Here is a 15,703-nt window from a genome sequence, read left to right on the forward strand (position 1 = left end):
CTCAGAGATGGTCGGCGGGCTGGACCAGCGGGCGCAGCAGGGTCGCCCGGACGCGCTGGTCGTCGCCGACGCCCGTCATCGGGTACTTCTGCGCGGTCTGCAGGTGACCCCGCAGCAGGCGGGCCACCCCCTCGGCGTCGCCCTCCTCGATGAGCGCCAGCGCCTGGGCGTGCTCGTCCAGGGCCTGGCGGCGCAGCGCGGGTTCGGGAAAGAAACCGGCGCGGGTCGCGTGCTCGGACCAGTCGCTCTCCTGCGCCGTCCACAGCGTCTCCAGGGCGCCCGCCACGACGAACAGCGTCTCGTTGCCGCACAGCCGGACGATCGCCTCGTGGAACTCGCGGGACGCGGGCGTCGCGCGCTTCTCGTCGCCGGTCTCGACGGCGTGCACGAGGCTCTCGTGCGCGCGGCGCAGCGCCGGCACGACCGCGGTGTGCCGGTCGGGACGCTGCGCGCACAGCGCCGCGCAGAACGGCTCGATCTGCTGGAGCGCGAACCCGACGTCCGGCAGCGCGACCTGCCGCGACTCCAGGACCAGTGCCAGCATGTAGGCGACGCTGTCGCGTTTCGGCGCGTGCACGACCGACCCTCCGGTGTTGCCGCGCCGGACCGTGATCAGCCCCTCGGTCTCCAGGATGCGCAGCGCCTCGCGGGCGGCGAGCTTGCTGACCCCGAACTCCTCCAGCAGGTCCGACTGCTTGGGCAGCAGGCTGCCGTCGGGCAGCTCGCCGCGCAGGATTCGGGACCGCAGGGTGTCGGCGAGCAGGTCCGCGACCCGCGGCTGGCGCATCTGCGCCCGCGGCTCCGGGCTCTCGGTGTCCTCCACCGTGTCGATGTCCTCTCGGATGTCATGGTTCCGGCGGTCACGTGCGTCTCTCATCTTCCACCCGGCGGCGAGACCGCGTGCGGTTCCGCGCTCCCGGCCGTGACGCCCATCGCGCGCTGGTAGGCGGCGTCCAGTTCCCGGCCGCCCTCGACCGGGTCGGACGCCCGGCCGCGCAGCAGCACGTAGCCGCGGTCGAGGCGGTCCCGGATCGCGCCGATCGACGGCTCCACGACCACCACGACGGTGCCCTCCTCGGCGAGCCGGCGCGCGGTGTCCATCAGCTCCGCGACGATGAGCGGCGCCAGGCCGGTGGACATCTCGTCCAGCAGCAGCGCCTTCGGCGAGCCCATCAGGGCGCGGGACACCGCGAGCATCTGCTGCTCGCCGCCGCTGAGCACCCCGGCGAGCGCGCGGGCACGTTCGCGCAGCACCGGGAAGCGGTCGAGCGCCGTCTCGACCTGCCCGCCCGGCAGGCCCAGCGTGTCCGCCATGACCTGGAGGTTCTCCCGGACGGTCAGCCGCGGGAAGATCTGCCTGCCCTGCGGGACGAGCGCGAGCCCGCGGGCGGCGCGGCGGGCGGCGCTCAGCCCGCCGATGTCCTCGCCGTCCAGGGTGACCCGGCCGGTCGCGGCGACGGACCCGTACGCGGCGAGGAGCAGGCTCGACTTCCCGGCGCCGTTCGGCCCGACGACGCCGGTGACGGCCCCGCCGGTGAAGGTGAGCGAGGCGTCCGCGACCGCGACCGACTCGCCGTACCGCACCGAGACCCCGCTCAGGATCAGCTCATGGGGCAACGCTCTCACCACCGGTTCCGAAGTAGACGTCCTGCATCTCGGCGCTGGCCAGGCATTCGGCCGGGTCGCCGTCGAACACCACCGTGCCGGTGCGCAGCAGCATGACCCGGTCGACCAGGGACGCGACGATGTCCACGTTGTGGTCGACGAGGATGATCCCGCAGCCCTGCGCGCGGACCGTGCGGACCGCCGCCGAGATCGCCCCGATGCCGATCGAGTCGGCGCCCGCGAACGGCTCGTCCAGCAGCAGCACCGACGGCTCCTGCGCGAGCGCGCGGGCGACCTCGACGAGCCGCTGCTCGCCGAGCGTGAGGTCGCCGCAGCGGCGGCTCAGGTCACCGAGTTCGAGGGCCTCGGCGACCCGGCGCAGCGTGCCCTCGAAGCGGGCCCCGGCGGGCCGGAACGCGCCCGCGACCAGGCCCGCGATGAGCCCGCCGACCCCGGCGAGCTTCGGCGCGGCGGCCCCGAGCAGGATGTTCTCCCGGACGGTGAGGTCGTGCGCGAGGTGCGGATGCTGGAACGTCCGGGCGAGACCGGCGCGGGCGCGCCGCGAGGGCGGGCCGCCGAGCCTGCGCCCCCGGATGGTCAGCGTCCCCCGGTCGGCGGGCTGCGCACCGTCGAGCAGGTCCACCAGCGTCGTCTTGCCGGCGCCGTTCGGGCCGATCAGGCCGAGGACCTCCCCGGCCGACAGGCGCAGCGACACGTCGTCGACCGCGTGGACGCCGCCGTAGCTCTTACCGAGCCCGGTGCCCTCCAGCAGATACGGCCCGTCATGAGTCGTCTCGGTCATCGCGTCCCTCCCGTGCGCGTGAGCCGGCCGCGCAGCCACCGGGCGCCCTGCCCGGCGTAGCCGAGGATCCCGCGCGGGGCGATCAGCAGGACGGCGAGCACCGCGATCCCGAAGATCAGGGACCCGGCGCGTTCGAAGATCTGCAGGTTGAAGGTCAGCTCGACGACCAGGACCGCGCCGAGCACCGCGCCCCACGCCGACCCCTGCCCGCCGAGCAGCGGCATGAAGATCGCCAGCATGACCAGGCTCAGCGTGAACGTGTCGGGCCCGATCGTCTGGTTGGCGGTGGTGAACAGGCCGCCGCCGACCGACGCGATCGCCGCGCCCGCGCCGAGCACGGTCAGCCGCAGCGCGGGGACGCCGATCCCGGCCGCCTCCACCGCCGCCGGGACGTCCCGGGAGCTCTGCAGCGCCACCCCGAACGGCGACCGGCGGACCCGGTCCACGGCCACCGCGACGATCCACACGACCAGCAGGGTCAGCGCGATGAACGACCGCCGGTCCACTTCGCCGCCGAAGAGGGTGAGCGGGCGGATCGAGCCGATCCCGAGCGCCCCGCCGGTGATCTCCTTGGCGTCCAGCAGGAAGCTCTGGAACGCGACGCCGAACAGCAGCGTCACCGCCGCCAGGTAGAAGCCGGACAGCCGCCGCGTCGCGAATCCGAGCACGACCGCGAGCACGGCGGACGCGACCGCGCCGAGCAGGTAGGCGACGGGCAGCGGCCAGCCGGTCTCGGTCGCGACGAGCCCGACCGCGTACCCGCCGATCGCGACGTAGGCGCTGTAGGCGAGCGACAGCGCCCCCGCCAGGTTGAACGGCAGGTACATGCCGAGCGCCAGCAGCGCGTACGTGGCGCCGAGAAGCGCCAGGTCCTGCCGGAACAGGTCACCGCCCGCCCACGCGATCACGCCCAGCGTCAGCACCAGCGTGCCGAGGACGCGCGCCGTCTCCGCCGACCGGACCCACCCGAACGACCCGGCCGACTCCTTCACCGATACCGCACTCATACTCGGACCCTCCGTACGAACAGACCGCTCGGCCGGAGCGCGAAGAACAGGATCGCGACGGCCAGGACGGCGTAGTCGAGTGAGGCGCTGCCCAGGTAGTAGGGGACGAGAGTCTGGGCGAGCGCGAGCAGGAGCCCGCCGGCCAGCGGCGCCCACACCGAGCCCGTCCCGCCGATGACCAGGGCGAGGAACCCCGACAGCGCCCATCCGAAGCCGGACTGGAAGCTCACCCCCGCCTTGGCGGAGAACAGCTGCCCGGCGAGGCCGACGACGAGGCCGGCGAGCGCGAACGCGACCAGCCGGACCCGTCCGACCGGCATCCCGAGGGTGCGCGCCGCCTCCCGGTTGCTGCCGACGGCGCGCAGGATGCGGCCGTACTTGGACTTGCGCATCCACAGCCACACGCCGGTGAACGAGACGAGCGTGCAGGCGACGAGCACGAGCGTCTGCCCGTCCACGGTGACGAAGCCGAGGTCGAGGGTCGTGCCGGGCAGCCATGACCGGCCCGGCATGAGCTGCCGGCCGAACAGGGTGCCGGCGAGCTGCTCGACCGCGAACAGCACGGCGACCACCGCGATGAGGGACGGCAGTTCGCCGCCGCCGGTGCGCGCGTCGATCGGCCGGACGAGCGCGACCTCGGTGACGACCGCGAGGACCGCGGCGATCACGATGCCGAGCACGGCGGCGAACCCGAGCGGCCAGCCCTGCCGGGCCATCAGCCAGGACGCCGTCAGGCCGGAGAACATCGCGAACGGACCGAGCGCGAAGTTGAAGAAGTCGGCTCCTTCGAGGACCAGGTAGTACCCGAGGGCCACCAGTCCGAAGAAGCACCCGATCTGCACGACCGAGACCCACAGTTGCGCTGACATCCCGCTCCTTCTGAGCTGCTTCTGTGGGATCTTATGTTTAAAAGAAAGCTATGACAATGCTAACTTCGGGGCAGGTTGGGAGACCGGGGAGGCAGCTGTGACCAGTCCATACGACGCGGCGACCGTGCGGGCGTACCGGGCCGCCGGCTGGTGGGGCGCGGCGACCGTCGCGGACCACGTCCGGCGGCACGCGGCGGAGCGGCCCGGCGCCGCCGCCTACACGACCCCGGACGAGACGCTCACCTGGGCGCGGTACGAGGAGAACTCGACGGTCCTGGCCCGCCACCTCGCCGCGCTCGGCCTCGCACCGGGCGACCGGGTCGCGACGCTGCTGCCGGACGGCCCCGCGTGGCATGTCGCCGCCGTGGCGGCGGAGAAGGCCGGGCTGGTGCTGGTCGGCGTCGGCGCGCGGGCGGGCCGCCGCGAGCTGCGGTTCCTGCTGGGACGCACCGGCTCACGCGCCCTGGTCACGCTCGCCGAACACCGTGGCGCCCGGTCCGCCGCACTGGTGGACGAACTGCGCGCGGACGGCCTCGGCCTCGCCCACCACGTCGTCGTCGACCGCCTCGGCGTCCCCGGCGACCCGCGCGACGCCGACATCACCGGCCGCGCACTCGGCCCGGACGACTTCTCCATGCTGAACTCGACATCGGGCACGACCGGGCTGCCCAAGTGCGTGCCCCACACGCAGAACCGCTGGTTCTACTTCCACGAGCTGGCGTGCCGGGCGGGGGCGCTGAACCCGTCCGACGTGTTCATGGGGGCGGTCCCGTCCCCGTTCGGGTTCGGGCTGTGGACGGCGCACTTCTCCCCCGCGGCGCTCGGCGTCCCGACCGTGCTGATGGAGCGGTTCGACGCGCACGCCGCGCTCGACCTGATCGAACGGCACCGCGTGACCGTCCTGCACTGCGTGAGCACGCAGTTCATCATGCTGCTGAACGCGCAGGCGGAGCGGGAACGCGACCTGTCGTCGCTGCGCTGCATGTTCACCGGCGGCGAGGCCGTCCCCTACGACCGGGCGGCCCGGTTCGAGGAGACGACGGGCGCGAAGGTCCTGCAGTTCTACGGCTCGAACGAGACCGGCGCGCTCAGTTGCACCAGCCTCGACGACACCCGCGAGCACCGCCTGCGCACCGCCGGCCGGATCATCCCGGAGATGCGGGTGCGGCTGTTCGACCCGGCGGACGGCTCCGACATCACCGGGAGCGGCCGTCCCGGACAGCCCGGCTGCAAAGGCCCCGCGACCTGCCCCGGCTACTACGACGACCCGGAGGCCGACGAGAAGCTGTTCACCCCGGACGGCTGGATGCTCATGGCCGACATCGTGGAGATCGACGCCGACGGCTACCTCCGCGTCGTCGGGCGGCTCAGCGACCTGATCATCCGGGGCGGCAAGAACATCAGCGCCGCCGCCGTGGAGGAGGAGGTCGGCACGCATCCGGCGGTCGCGCTCGCCGCCGCCGTCGCGATGCCGGACGAGGTGTTCGGGGAACGCGTCTGCGTCTACGCCGAACTGCGTCCGGGCGCCGCGCTCACCCTGGACGACCTCACCGCGCACCTGACCGAGCGCGGCGTCTCCCGCGAGTGGCACCCCGAGCGGCTCATCGTCCTGGACGCCCTGCCCCGCTCCTCCGGCGGCAAGGTGGCCAAGGGCGACCTACGCGCCGACATCCACCGCCGCCTCACGCCCTGACCCGGATCACCAGGCGGGCCGGGTCATCCGCCCTCCGTCAGCAGCGAGACGGCACGCCGGGTGGCATCAGGGTCGGCAACGGCGAGCGACTCCAGCAGACCGTCCAGGTCGGACGCCGAGATCGGAATGCGGCCGATGGCCCGCCACACGCCCGCATCGTCCCGCATGATCGCCCACTCCGGGAGCAAATGGTGGAGCAGCAGCAGCGCCACGGCCTCGTTCATGTGGCTACCGCGATCGGTCCTGAAGAAACCGGTCGATGACCTGCGCGGCGTACTTGGTGTCGCCTCCGCAGTGGCACAGGAACCCGCCACGTCCGCGCGGAGCCTCATGGAACGCCCACCGGCCTCCGGGCACTGCCATGACATTGAGCGTGATCACGACACCGCCGGCGCCGTAGACCCGCAGCAACGGCGTACGGACCGGGACGACCTCGGGGCAGTACGTCTTCACGCAGCGCCACCCGTGCCGCTCCAGCGCGAGAGCGAGCAGGTCCAAGTGGCGTACGACGGTGTCGCGGTTGCGGTCGGTGCGCCACTTCAGGAGGCGGAAGTGAAGCCTCCGGCGGATCTGGTAGCCCGTCAGTGAAGCTTGGCCCACGTGACCTTCCCTCCCTCATTGAGGGGGCGGACGCCCCAGTCGTGGACGAGTTCGGCCATGAGCAGCAGCCCCCGTCCGGAGACGTCGGCGCAGTTCTCCGGCTGGATCTCCGGCCGTCCCTCCCCGGCGTCCCACACCTCCACCACCGGCCGGCCGTCGCGCTCGTCGCGGAACACCCGGACGACGATCTGGCCCGCACCGTGCAGGTAGCTGTTGGTGACCAGTTCGCAGACCACGACCCGGCCCACGTAGTCGTCTTCGACCCCCCACTCGGCGAACCGCTCGGCAAGGAACCGCCGCGCGAGACCCGGCGCCTGGTCAGTGGGTTCGAGAACGAGCGGCGGCGGAACCTCTGGAGCGAGCACTGTTGCTGACATCGGTGCGACCCTTTCGGCACGTCTCCACTTGAACGCCTCCATTGAGCCACCGAGCAAGTGCACAGCGTCACGAACCGCAGGTGGTTGCCTGACAATCTCCTCTGACCGGCTTTCTGAACTTGGTAGCCGCTTGCGTCAAGGTTGAGAGACCATGACCGCATGGCACCACGACGGTTGAGAGCGAAGGTCAGCCCGAGCCTGGTCTCGTTCGGGCGCAGGTTCCGCCGGTTCCGTGAGGCCAAGGGCTGGAGTCAGGAGAACGTCGCGCGAAGGGCTCGCGACGGAGAGGGCGTCACCCCTCAGTACATCGGGCAGGTCGAGACCGGCCGGACGCGGTGCACCCGTGAATTCGCCGAGACGATGGACCGCGAGCTTGAGACTGGCGGCGAGCTGGTCGAACTGTGGGAGGACCTGGTCAAGGGCGCGGAGTTCCCGACCTGGTACGAGTGGCTCCCCGTCGAGGAGACGGCGGAGGAGCTGACCTCGTGGAACCTTTCACTCGTACATGGCCTGCTCCAGATCCCCAGCTACGCCGAAATGCTGCTCTACGGCGACAAGGAGAAGGTCGAGGAGCGTATAGCCCGACAGAGCATCCTCACCCGGAAGAGCCCGCCACCGCCCGGTTGCACGTTCCTGATCGACGAGGGAGTGCTGCTGCGCGAGGTCGGCAACCCGGCGATCATGCGAGCGCAACTCGATCACCTCATCGAAGCACCGAAGGCCCTCGGGGTCTCGCTGCACATCGTGCAGATGCGGGGCGATCACCTCGGGAACGCAAGTTCCTTTACGATCGCAACTATGGAGGACATGCGGGAGGTCGCATACTTCGAGAGCCCGGCACGCGGGTTCACGCTGGAGGAGTACGAAGAACTGGCCGCCCTCCGCCGGGCTCTCCGAGAGATTCGGGGCCTGGCCCTCCCGGTAGATCAGTCGCTTGATGTCATCCGAAAGGTGCAGGCAGAACGATGGACCTGAACACGACGACCTGGCGCAAGAGCAGTCACAGCGCCGGCACCGGAGGCGAGTGCGTCGAACTGGCGTCGGCCCCCGGAATCATCGCCGTCCGAGACAGCAAGAACCCGGACGGCCCGAAACTGCTGATAGCGCGCGACGAGTTCGCAGCCCTGGTGACAACCCTGAAGCACTGACACTCCCCAATCAGCACGGAAGCCCTATGGACCCGAACGTGTCCACCTGGCGCAAGAGCAGTCACAGCACCAGCACCGGAGGCGAGTGCGTCGAGCTGGCGTCAACTCCCGGAATCATCGCCGTCCGAGACTCCAAAGACCCGGACGGCCCGAAACTGATCGTGAAGCGCGACGAGTTCGCAGCCCTGATGACAACCTTGAAGCACTAACCCGCTAATCCGCGCAGAGCCCCGGCCTCTTTCGAGGGTCCGGGGTTCTTGCGCGCTTTCATACCGTTCAGGACTTTCGGCTTGCCGGGGGTCCTGACGTTACGGAGGGCCATGTGCCGGCCCCTATCGGTCGATGCGATGCTCCTCGGTGTCGAGCCAGACGTACTGGCCCTCGGGGGTGACGGTCAGGCCCCACCGGTCGGCGGTGGGACGGTCGAGCCCGTCCCACCAGCGGTAGGCGTCCTCCACCTCCCGCCACAGGTCCCGGTCGCCCGACTGCCGGACGGGGAACTTCTCCGCTCCCGGCTCGACGTCCAGGCCGGCCCACGAGCCCGACCACGGATCGACCAGCCACACCGTGTAAGCACCGTCCTGCCGGTGCCTGACGACGAGCTTGCACCGGGCGACCCTGAGCCCGACCGCCAGTGAGGCGTCGTACTCGCCGAGCACCCCGTACGGATGCAGGTCGGTGAACGACCGGCGGGCCTGCTCCACATGCCGCACGTCGCGGGTGAGCAAGGCGCGCTTGCCACGCTGGGCGCGCAGCCGCATGAACGCCACGTTGTCCACGATCCGGCCCCGCATCGTGGCGTCCCGTGACACCACGAACGACACCAGCGCACCGTTATGGAAGTCGGTGGTCCACGGCACCAGCACCCGGCCGCCCGGACGGGTCTGCTCCGCCCACGCGGACGGCACCCGGTCGGCCGCCACCGTGGCGATCACCCGGTCGAACGGCCCGGACTCCGGGTAGCCCAACGCGCCGTCTCCGGCCGCAACCGTGAGCTGGTAACCCGCATCCCACAGAACGCGACGAGCACGGTCGGCCACCGCCGGATCCACCTCCACCGAGGTCACCCGGTCGGCCCCGAGCCGTTCGGCCAGCAGCGCGGCGTTCCAGCCGGTACCCGTGCCGATCTCCAGTATCGCCATGCCGGGCTCAACTTCCAGCGCCGCCAGCATGCGCGCGACCACGTCCGGGCGGCTCGCCGAACTGGTGATCTCCCGGCCGACCTGCCCCGGCCCGGCCGGGACACCGTCGTCCACCTGCGTGACCACGAAGTCGTTCACGTAGCACAACTCCAGCCACGTGGCCTCGTCGTCGGCTCGCTCAACCGGCACCAGCCGATCACCGTCCTGAATCCATACCGTGTCGGGGATGAACCGGTGCCGGGCCACCTTGCCGAACGGCCCGCGCCAGTCCGGCGTCAGATCGCCCGCCTCGGCGAGCTCGGTGATGAGCCGGGCGGAAAGCTCCGCGGCATCGGCCACCTACTTGCCGCCCTTCTCGTGCCTGCCGCCTCCCGGCGGGTTCTTGGTGTCCGGCGGCGGAACCGGCTTGTCCCATTCGCCTTCCTTCCATCCCTGCACCACCACGCTGCCGTCAGCGTCGTCGTACCAGAGCGAAGGCGAGTCACCGTCCTTGCTGTCCGGGTCCTTGCCGGGGAAACGTAATGCCATGGCGCTCTCCTTGGTGGAGGGTGTGCCCGAACGTGGCATGCCGGATACCACCATGAGGCCGTACGGACGGCATGAGCAAGGTATCCAGGCATGCACTCTTGGCTTGCCGGTCGCACGCGGACCGGGTCGACAGGCGCCCTGCGTCATCCAGTCGGGAGGGCGCCGCCGTTGAGGAGTAGGCGGCGCATCGGGGGCGGTATCGGGACCGCCTTGGCCGGGGTGGCCGGGTCTACGCAGACGAGGGTGAGGGTGGCGGTGCTTGCGCGGGTGCCGTCCTCGCGGATGAAATCGCCGCGCATCTCGAACGAGGTGCGGCCGACGCGGGTCGCGTAGAGGCGGCATTCGATCTGGTCGAAGAGGGTGATGGTGCGTTCGTACTCGGCGGACGCGGCGCGGGTGACGACCGCTACGCCGAGGCGGGATGGAAGCTCGTCGAAGCGCAGGCCGTGCAGGAACCACCATTCGGTGTGCACGCGTTCCATCCAGCGCTGGTAGTTGGCGTAGTACACGATCCCGGCGGGATCGCAGTCGCCGTACGACAGGCGGAACGTCACCCGGTGCAGTGGATCGTCCGGCACGGTCACTCCCCTTGCAGATGCTAAGATTTAGATGTTAAGGGCCGTCCGGCCCATCGCACTCACGACGGGGGACCGGTGGAGGGAACGCGCCCGGCGCGCATTCGCCAGCCCCGCCTCGCCGACATGGTCGCCTCCGTCCTGCGTGAGCGGATCGTCAGCGGCGAACTGGCCGACGGCGAGGTCATCGGCCCGCAGGACGACCTGCTCGCCGAGTTCGGGGTCAGCAAGCCGTCCATGCGGGAGGCACTGCGCATCCTGGAGTCCGAGGGGCTCATCACCGTGCTGCGCGGCAACAAGGGCGGCGCCGTCGTGCACGTCCCGCGCACCGAGACGGCGGCGCAGGCCATCGACCTGGTGCTGCGGTCGCGGCAGACGGCGCCCGCGGACATCGCCGTCGCCCTGGTGCGGCTCGAACCGGTCTGCGCCGGCCTGTGCGCCGAACGCCCCGACCGGGAGACCAGCATCATCCCGGCCCTGGAGGCGGCGCAGCGCGACGTCGAGGCGAACCTGGACGACCTGATCGGCTTCGTCCGCGCCGCCCGCGAGTTCCACGCCCAGCTCGTGTTCGGCTGCGGGAACGCCGCGATGGCGGTCGCCGTCGGCGCGCTCGAACGGCTCTGGACCACCGCCGAGCAGGAATGGGCGGGCGGCGCCGCCGGGCGCGGCGAGTTCCCCGGCCTCGAGCAGCGCTCCCAGGGCGTGCGGGCCCACCACCGGCTGATCAGGCTGATCGCGGCCGGTGACGCCGCGGGCGCCGAACGCGCCGCACGGCGTCACCTGACCGCGGCCCAGTGCCATGTGCTGAACTAGCTACACCGACCAGGCGATCGGCAGGGTCGCCGGGCCCCACATCATGAACGAGTCGACGCGGGTCGGCTCGCCGTCGAGGCGCAGGCCGGGCAGCCGTTCGCCGAGCAGCCGCAGCGAGATCCGCGCCTCCAGCCGGGCCAGCGCCGCGCCGGGGCACAGGTACCGGCCGAGGCCGAACGACAGGTGCCGGCGGCGCAGCTCGTTCAGGTCGCGGTCCAGCCGGAAGGTGTCCGGGTCGTCCCATGCCTCCGGGTCCCGGTTCGCGGACGCGTACAGCCCGTGCACCTTCGCCCCCACCGGGATCTCCACCCCGTGCAGGACGACCGGACGGGTGCTGGTGCGGTACAGCCCGAGAACCGGCGGGTCGTAGCGGAGGCTCTCCTCCACGGCCGCGTCCGCCAGTTCCGGGCGCGCCCGGACCTCCTCCCACAGCCCGAGATCCAGCAGCCGCCACACCGCGTTCGCGATGAGCGAGGTCGTGGTCTCGTTGCCGCCGACCAGCAGGAGCAGGATCAGCGGCAGCAACTCCTCGTCGGTGAACGGCCGCCCGTCGTGCTCGGCGGTGAGCAGGGCGGTGAGCAGGTCGTCCGGCAGCGCCCGCGGGCCGTCGCCGGCCAGCACCTCGCGGCGCCGCCCAAGGACGCCGGTGAAATAGCCGTCGATCTTGGCGCGGGCGGCGCCCTGCACCGCCGGGTCGGCGGCGTTCTGCCCCGCCATGAACTGATCCGACCACTCCTTGAAGTCGGCCTGGTCGGACGCGGGCACCCCGAGGATCTCGGCGATCACCAGGACGGGCAGCGGGACCGCGAACGCCTCGCACAGGTCGGCGCGGCCGTCCCCGGCGAACCCGTCGACCAGCCCGGCGGCCGTCGCGGTGATCCACTCCTCCAGCGCGGCGGTGCGGCGGGCCGTGAACGCCGACGTCACCAGCCGCCGGTAGACGGTGTGCTCCGGCGGGTCGGAGCGCAGCCCGCCCTCCCGCGTGTAGATCGGGCCCTGCCCCCACTCCGACGACCAGAGGCCGACGTCACCGAACACCTCGGTGACGTCGGCGTGCCGCGACACGGTGTAGAAGCCCTTCTCCCCGAACCCCGCGTAATGGTGCACCGGGCATTTGTCCCGGAGGGCGCGGTGCGCCGGCGCCGGGTCCTCCAGCACCTCCGGGGCGAACGGGTCGTATTCCCCGGAGGTGCCGGCGCCGGAAGAACGCATGATCGTCATCGTGGGTCTCCCGGTCAGTACGCGTTCGGGTCGGCCTGGACCTCGGCCGGGACGGGGTGCCGGTACAGCTCGGCGGCGTTCTGCCAGGTGAAGCGGCGCACGTCCGCGTCGGGCAGCCCGCCGATCTCCGACTCGATGACCCGCTGGGTGTCCGGCCACGTCGAGTCGCAGTGCGGGTAGTCGCTCTCCAGCAGGATGTTCTCCACGCCGATGCGGTCGCGCAGCGCGAACGACGACTGGTCCTCCACGGCGCAGAACCAGAAGTTGCGCTTGAGGACCTCGGCCGGGGTGAGGCCGATGTCCTTCGTCCACGTCCCGTACATGTCGTGGTAGCTGAGCATGTGGTCGAGCCGGTCCATCAGCCCCGCGACCCAGCCGATGCCGCCCTCGCTCAGGCAGATCTTCAGGTCCGGGTAGCGGACGGGCAGCATCGAGTACAGCCAGTCCACGGCGGCGAACATCGCGTACCCGAAGAACAGGACGCCGACCGTGTCGGGCGGTGCGTCATCGGCGGTCGCCGGGGACGTCCCGGACGACCCGATGTGCAGGTTCACGACCGTGCCCGTCTCCGCGCACGCCCGCATGAGCGGGTCCCAGTACCCGGTGTGCAGGGACGGCAGCCCGAGCTTCTGCGGCGCCTCCGAGAACGTCACCGCCTTGAAGCCGCGCTCGGCGTTGCGGCGGATCTCCTCGGCGCCCAGCTCCGGGTCGAGCAGCCACGGGATCTGGCAGGGGATGATCCGGTCCGGGTAGGACCCGGCCCACTCCTCCAGGTGCCAGTCGTTCCAGGCCCGGACGGCCGCGAGCGACAGTTCGGTGTCGGACGTGGTGAGCTGCAGCCGCTGCCCCGCGAAGCCGGGCAGGAACGACGGGAAGTTGAGCGACGCGTAGATCCCGGCGAGGTCCATGTCCTTGATCCGGTGGTGGATGTCCCAGGCGCCGCGCCGCATCTCGTCGAACCGGGACGGCTCGAAGCTGTACTCCGACACGGGACGTCCGACGACGGCGTTGAACCCGACGTTCGGGAACTCCTTGCCGTCGTAGACCCACACCTCGGTGCCGCCGTCCTTCTCCACGATCTTCGGGGCGCGGTCGGCGAGCCTGGCCGGCAGCCGTCCCTCGAACGTGTCCGGCGGCTCCACGATGTGGTCGTCCACGGAGATCACGGTGTACTTGCGGTCGCGCCGTTCGGGCTCGGGCAGCCAGGTGGGCCCCTCGGCGCCCCTGCCTCCGGTGGTGAAACCGGTGTTGGCCGCGAGGTCGTCCAGGTTGATGCTCATGAGTCCACCACCTCCGGATGGTCGCGGAGCAGCGCGCGGACCGCGCCGTTCCAGAAGAATTCGGTTCCGCGTTCGAGAAGCGACGCCTTCATGCTCCGCCGCAGGCCGGGCGCCACAAGCGTATGGTCCCGCCCCGAGACCAGCACGTCGTGCATGAGCCGGCACTGCCGGTCGATGGTCGCGGCCCGGTAGGTCGCCTCCTCCACCGACGGGCCGGTCACGATCACGCCGTGGTTGGCGAGCAGCACCACCGACTTGTCGCCGATCCGGTCGGCGAGGTCGGCGCCGAGGTCGGCGGTGGCGACCTCGCCGGTGTACTCGTCCACGAAGACCAGGTCGCCGTCGAACATCGACCCGGTCTGGTGCAGGAACTCCGGCAGCACGCCGAGCGCCGCGAGCACGGTCGCGTGGTACGGGTGGTTGTGCACCACGGCCCGCACGTCGGGGCGGCGGCGGTGCAGCTCGGTGTGGATGTGGATGGCGGGGGTGACGTCCCACTTGCCGTCGAGGACCTCCGCGTCCGGCGACACCCGGCAGATGTCGGACGCGGTGATCTCCTCCCACCACAGGCCCCACGGGTTGATCAGCAGGTCCTCGCCGTCCTCCACCCGGACGGTGATGTGGCCCGCGATGTTCTCGCTGAAACCGGACCGCCCGAGGATCCGGAACGCGCACGCCAGCTTCTGCCGGTCGCCGAGTTCCCTGCCGATCGGCGGCATCACCCGGGGCGTCCATTCGGCGGCGCCCCCGGCGACCGGTGCCGGTGCGGGCCGAGGCCCGACCTCCAACGTCACGGTTCCTCCCATCTGTCAGCCGCAGGCCGGCTGGTACACCGGCCACTGCCGGCCCGGCTTGCTGTTCTCGAACTGCATGAGGATCAGGCCGCAGAGCCCGTCGGTGCCGCTGTGCTTGCCCGGCTTGAACGACAGGGTGTAGCCCTTCTGCCCGAAGGAGGACGGGTAGCCCGACACCTGCTCAAGGCCCTTGTTGATGGCCTCGCCGTCCACCTTCGGCCCGGCCTTCTCGATCGCCTTGGCGAGCATCCCGATCGCGTCGTAGGCCTGCGCGTCGTAGGCGGTGACGCTGACCGTGCCGCCGCGCCTGCCCGCCAGGAACTTCTCCAGCGCGGCCGTCTTGTCGTTCTCCCGCGTGATGGACCCGACGAAGACCAGCTTGTCGAGCGCCCCCGGCTTCGCCTGGCCCCACAGGTCCGGCTGGTTGCCGATGGACGCGAGCGAGAACCGGTCCACGTCCGGGACGAGCTGGTGCGCGGTGTTGTGGACGAGCACCTCCATCTGCCCGCCGAGCGCCGTGACGAGCATCGCGTCCGGCTTCGCCTGCTTGATCCGGGTGACCTGCGCGGTGACGTCGCTGGCGTCCACCGGCGCCACCTCCGTCGCCACCACCTCGATGCCGGCGTCCTTGATCGGGGTCAGCAGCGCCTTCTCCATCCCGGCGATGGACGCGCTGTCGTCCTTGAACACGGCGAGCCGCTTGTATCCGGCCTTCTTGAACGCCTCCGCGTAGACCTTGCCGAAGTCCGCGGTCGGGTTCGCGAGCGAGTACGTGTACGCCGAGTTCGGGCCGTCCCCGATGCCGGGGGTGATGTTCACCGGGGCGACCGCGGGCACCTTCTGCTGCTTCAGCAGCGTCTGCACCTGCAGGACGGACTGCCCGCCGGAGTTCATGACGATGGCCTGCGCGCCCTGGCTGAGCAGCTGCCGGACGACGGTCGGCGCCTTCGTCGCGTCGTTGTCGTCGCTCTTGACGACCAGCTTGAGCTTCTTGCCGCCGATGCCGCCCCGCTCGTTGACCTCGGCGACCGCGTCCTTGATCGTCTTGCCGACGATCGAGGCGTACGCGGCGGCGCCGCCGGAGGTGTCCTGGTCCATGCCGATGACGATGGTGTTCGCGTCGGCCTCGACGGACCCGGAGCCGGACGCGCAGGCGGTGACCGCGAGGGCGGGCAGCGCCGCCGCGGCCAGCACGGCGGCCCGGCCCGCTCTGCCGCGCGACCTCGGAAAGATTCCTGCCATGGGGGTT

At 71.1% G+C, this 15,703-nt stretch carries 20 protein-coding genes; 5 read left to right on the forward strand and 15 right to left on the reverse strand.

Features of this window, described 5'->3' with window-relative positions; translation table 11 throughout:
• Nucleotide 1 precedes the first annotated feature (1 nt).
• The 5 genes from ACQP1N_RS32650 to ACQP1N_RS32670 are packed head-to-tail and all read right to left on the reverse strand — an operon-like array spanning nt 2 to nt 4,283.
• On the reverse strand, nt 2-877 hold the full coding sequence (locus ACQP1N_RS32650) for a FadR/GntR family transcriptional regulator (protein ID WP_433228110.1): 876 nt from the start codon (nt 875-877) through the stop codon (nt 2-4).
• The gene (locus ACQP1N_RS32655) at nt 874-1,617 is read right to left on the reverse strand and encodes an ATP-binding cassette domain-containing protein (protein WP_433228112.1); all 744 of its coding nucleotides are present in this window, start codon (nt 1,615-1,617) and stop codon (nt 874-876) included. Before ACQP1N_RS32655 ends, ACQP1N_RS32650 begins: the two co-directional genes overlap by 4 nt.
• On the reverse strand, nt 1,607-2,407 hold the full coding sequence (locus tag ACQP1N_RS32660; RefSeq protein WP_067797034.1) for an ABC transporter ATP-binding protein: 801 nt from the start codon (nt 2,405-2,407) through the stop codon (nt 1,607-1,609). The genes ACQP1N_RS32655 and ACQP1N_RS32660 overlap by 11 nt, the downstream gene beginning before the upstream one ends.
• Nucleotides 2,404-3,414 (reverse strand): branched-chain amino acid ABC transporter permease, encoded by a 1,011-nt coding sequence (locus ACQP1N_RS32665; RefSeq protein ID WP_084262829.1) that lies wholly within the window; start codon nt 3,412-3,414, stop codon nt 2,404-2,406. Before ACQP1N_RS32665 ends, ACQP1N_RS32660 begins: the two co-directional genes overlap by 4 nt.
• A complete protein-coding gene (locus ACQP1N_RS32670; protein ID WP_433228115.1) occupies nt 3,411-4,283 on the reverse strand; it encodes a branched-chain amino acid ABC transporter permease in 873 nt (290 codons plus the stop codon). The genes ACQP1N_RS32665 and ACQP1N_RS32670 overlap by 4 nt, the downstream gene beginning before the upstream one ends.
• A gap of 97 nt (nt 4,284-4,380) precedes the next feature.
• Here ACQP1N_RS32670 and ACQP1N_RS32675 point away from each other — a divergent pair, with 97 nt between their 5' ends.
• A complete protein-coding gene (locus tag ACQP1N_RS32675) occupies nt 4,381-5,976 on the forward strand; it encodes a class I adenylate-forming enzyme family protein (protein ID WP_433228116.1) in 1,596 nt (531 codons plus the stop codon).
• Between the two features lie 23 nt (nt 5,977-5,999).
• On the opposite strand, the gene ACQP1N_RS32680 is transcribed toward ACQP1N_RS32675, so the two are convergent.
• From ACQP1N_RS32680 to ACQP1N_RS32690, 3 genes are read right to left on the reverse strand one after another with little or no spacing between them, the layout of a single operon-like run.
• Nucleotides 6,000-6,200, reverse strand: coding sequence for a hypothetical protein (locus ACQP1N_RS32680; RefSeq protein WP_433228117.1), 201 nt, complete (start codon nt 6,198-6,200; stop codon nt 6,000-6,002).
• 4 nt (nt 6,201-6,204) lie between these two features.
• Nucleotides 6,205-6,576, reverse strand: coding sequence for a hypothetical protein (locus tag ACQP1N_RS32685; protein ID WP_433228118.1), 372 nt, complete (start codon nt 6,574-6,576; stop codon nt 6,205-6,207).
• Nucleotides 6,558-6,953 (reverse strand): ATP-binding protein, encoded by a 396-nt coding sequence (locus tag ACQP1N_RS32690; protein ID WP_433228120.1) that lies wholly within the window; start codon nt 6,951-6,953, stop codon nt 6,558-6,560. Before ACQP1N_RS32690 ends, ACQP1N_RS32685 begins: the two co-directional genes overlap by 19 nt.
• A gap of 159 nt (nt 6,954-7,112) precedes the next feature.
• Here ACQP1N_RS32690 and ACQP1N_RS32695 point away from each other — a divergent pair, with 159 nt between their 5' ends.
• The 3 genes from ACQP1N_RS32695 to ACQP1N_RS32705 are packed head-to-tail and all read left to right on the forward strand — an operon-like array spanning nt 7,113 to nt 8,310.
• On the forward strand, nt 7,113-7,928 hold the full coding sequence (locus ACQP1N_RS32695) for a helix-turn-helix domain-containing protein (RefSeq protein WP_433228121.1): 816 nt from the start codon (nt 7,113-7,115) through the stop codon (nt 7,926-7,928).
• Nucleotides 7,919-8,101 (forward strand): DUF397 domain-containing protein, encoded by a 183-nt coding sequence (locus ACQP1N_RS32700; RefSeq protein WP_433228123.1) that lies wholly within the window; start codon nt 7,919-7,921, stop codon nt 8,099-8,101. The genes ACQP1N_RS32695 and ACQP1N_RS32700 overlap by 10 nt, the downstream gene beginning before the upstream one ends.
• 26 nt (nt 8,102-8,127) lie before the next feature.
• Nucleotides 8,128-8,310 (forward strand): DUF397 domain-containing protein, encoded by a 183-nt coding sequence (locus tag ACQP1N_RS32705; protein WP_433228125.1) that lies wholly within the window; start codon nt 8,128-8,130, stop codon nt 8,308-8,310.
• Nucleotides 8,311-8,433: 123 nt separating this feature from the next.
• On the opposite strand, the gene ACQP1N_RS32710 is transcribed toward ACQP1N_RS32705, so the two are convergent.
• From ACQP1N_RS32710 to ACQP1N_RS32720, 3 genes are all read right to left on the reverse strand, one after another.
• Entirely contained in the window at nt 8,434-9,582 is a 1,149-nt protein-coding gene (locus ACQP1N_RS32710) for a methyltransferase domain-containing protein (protein WP_433228127.1), read from the reverse strand.
• Nucleotides 9,583-9,771 carry a hypothetical protein gene (locus ACQP1N_RS32715; RefSeq protein ID WP_433228128.1) on the reverse strand — a complete coding sequence of 63 codons (189 nt, stop codon included), beginning with the start codon at nt 9,769-9,771 and terminating at the stop codon, nt 9,583-9,585.
• 143 nt (nt 9,772-9,914) lie between these two features.
• Nucleotides 9,915-10,349 (reverse strand): acyl-CoA thioesterase, encoded by a 435-nt coding sequence (locus ACQP1N_RS32720; protein ID WP_433228129.1) that lies wholly within the window; start codon nt 10,347-10,349, stop codon nt 9,915-9,917.
• Nucleotides 10,350-10,424: 75 nt separating this feature from the next.
• Between ACQP1N_RS32720 and ACQP1N_RS32725 the strand changes: the two genes are divergently transcribed.
• Nucleotides 10,425-11,159 (forward strand): FadR/GntR family transcriptional regulator, encoded by a 735-nt coding sequence (locus ACQP1N_RS32725; protein WP_433228130.1) that lies wholly within the window; start codon nt 10,425-10,427, stop codon nt 11,157-11,159.
• Here the strand turns inward: ACQP1N_RS32725 and ACQP1N_RS32730 are convergent, their stop codons facing one another.
• The 4 genes from ACQP1N_RS32730 to ACQP1N_RS32745 are packed head-to-tail and all read right to left on the reverse strand — an operon-like array spanning nt 11,160 to nt 15,696.
• Nucleotides 11,160-12,371, reverse strand: a complete 1,212-nt coding sequence (locus ACQP1N_RS32730; RefSeq protein WP_131732733.1) for a cytochrome P450 — start codon at nt 12,369-12,371, stop codon at nt 11,160-11,162.
• A gap of 23 nt (nt 12,372-12,394) precedes the next feature.
• Nucleotides 12,395-13,660, reverse strand: a complete 1,266-nt coding sequence (locus tag ACQP1N_RS32735) for an amidohydrolase family protein (RefSeq protein WP_433228131.1) — start codon at nt 13,658-13,660, stop codon at nt 12,395-12,397.
• Nucleotides 13,657-14,454: a class II aldolase/adducin family protein gene (locus tag ACQP1N_RS32740; protein ID WP_207394089.1), complete on the reverse strand. Its 798-nt coding sequence runs from the start codon at nt 14,452-14,454 to the stop codon at nt 13,657-13,659. Before ACQP1N_RS32740 ends, ACQP1N_RS32735 begins: the two co-directional genes overlap by 4 nt.
• Before the next feature lie 15 nt (nt 14,455-14,469).
• Nucleotides 14,470-15,696 (reverse strand): ABC transporter substrate-binding protein, encoded by a 1,227-nt coding sequence (locus ACQP1N_RS32745; RefSeq protein ID WP_084262822.1) that lies wholly within the window; start codon nt 15,694-15,696, stop codon nt 14,470-14,472.
• Nucleotides 15,697-15,703 lie beyond the last annotated feature (7 nt).

Origin of the sequence: Actinomadura formosensis (genome assembly GCF_050948385.1) — a bacterium.
GTDB classification, from domain to species: domain Bacteria; phylum Actinomycetota; class Actinomycetes; order Streptosporangiales; family Streptosporangiaceae; genus Spirillospora; species Spirillospora formosensis.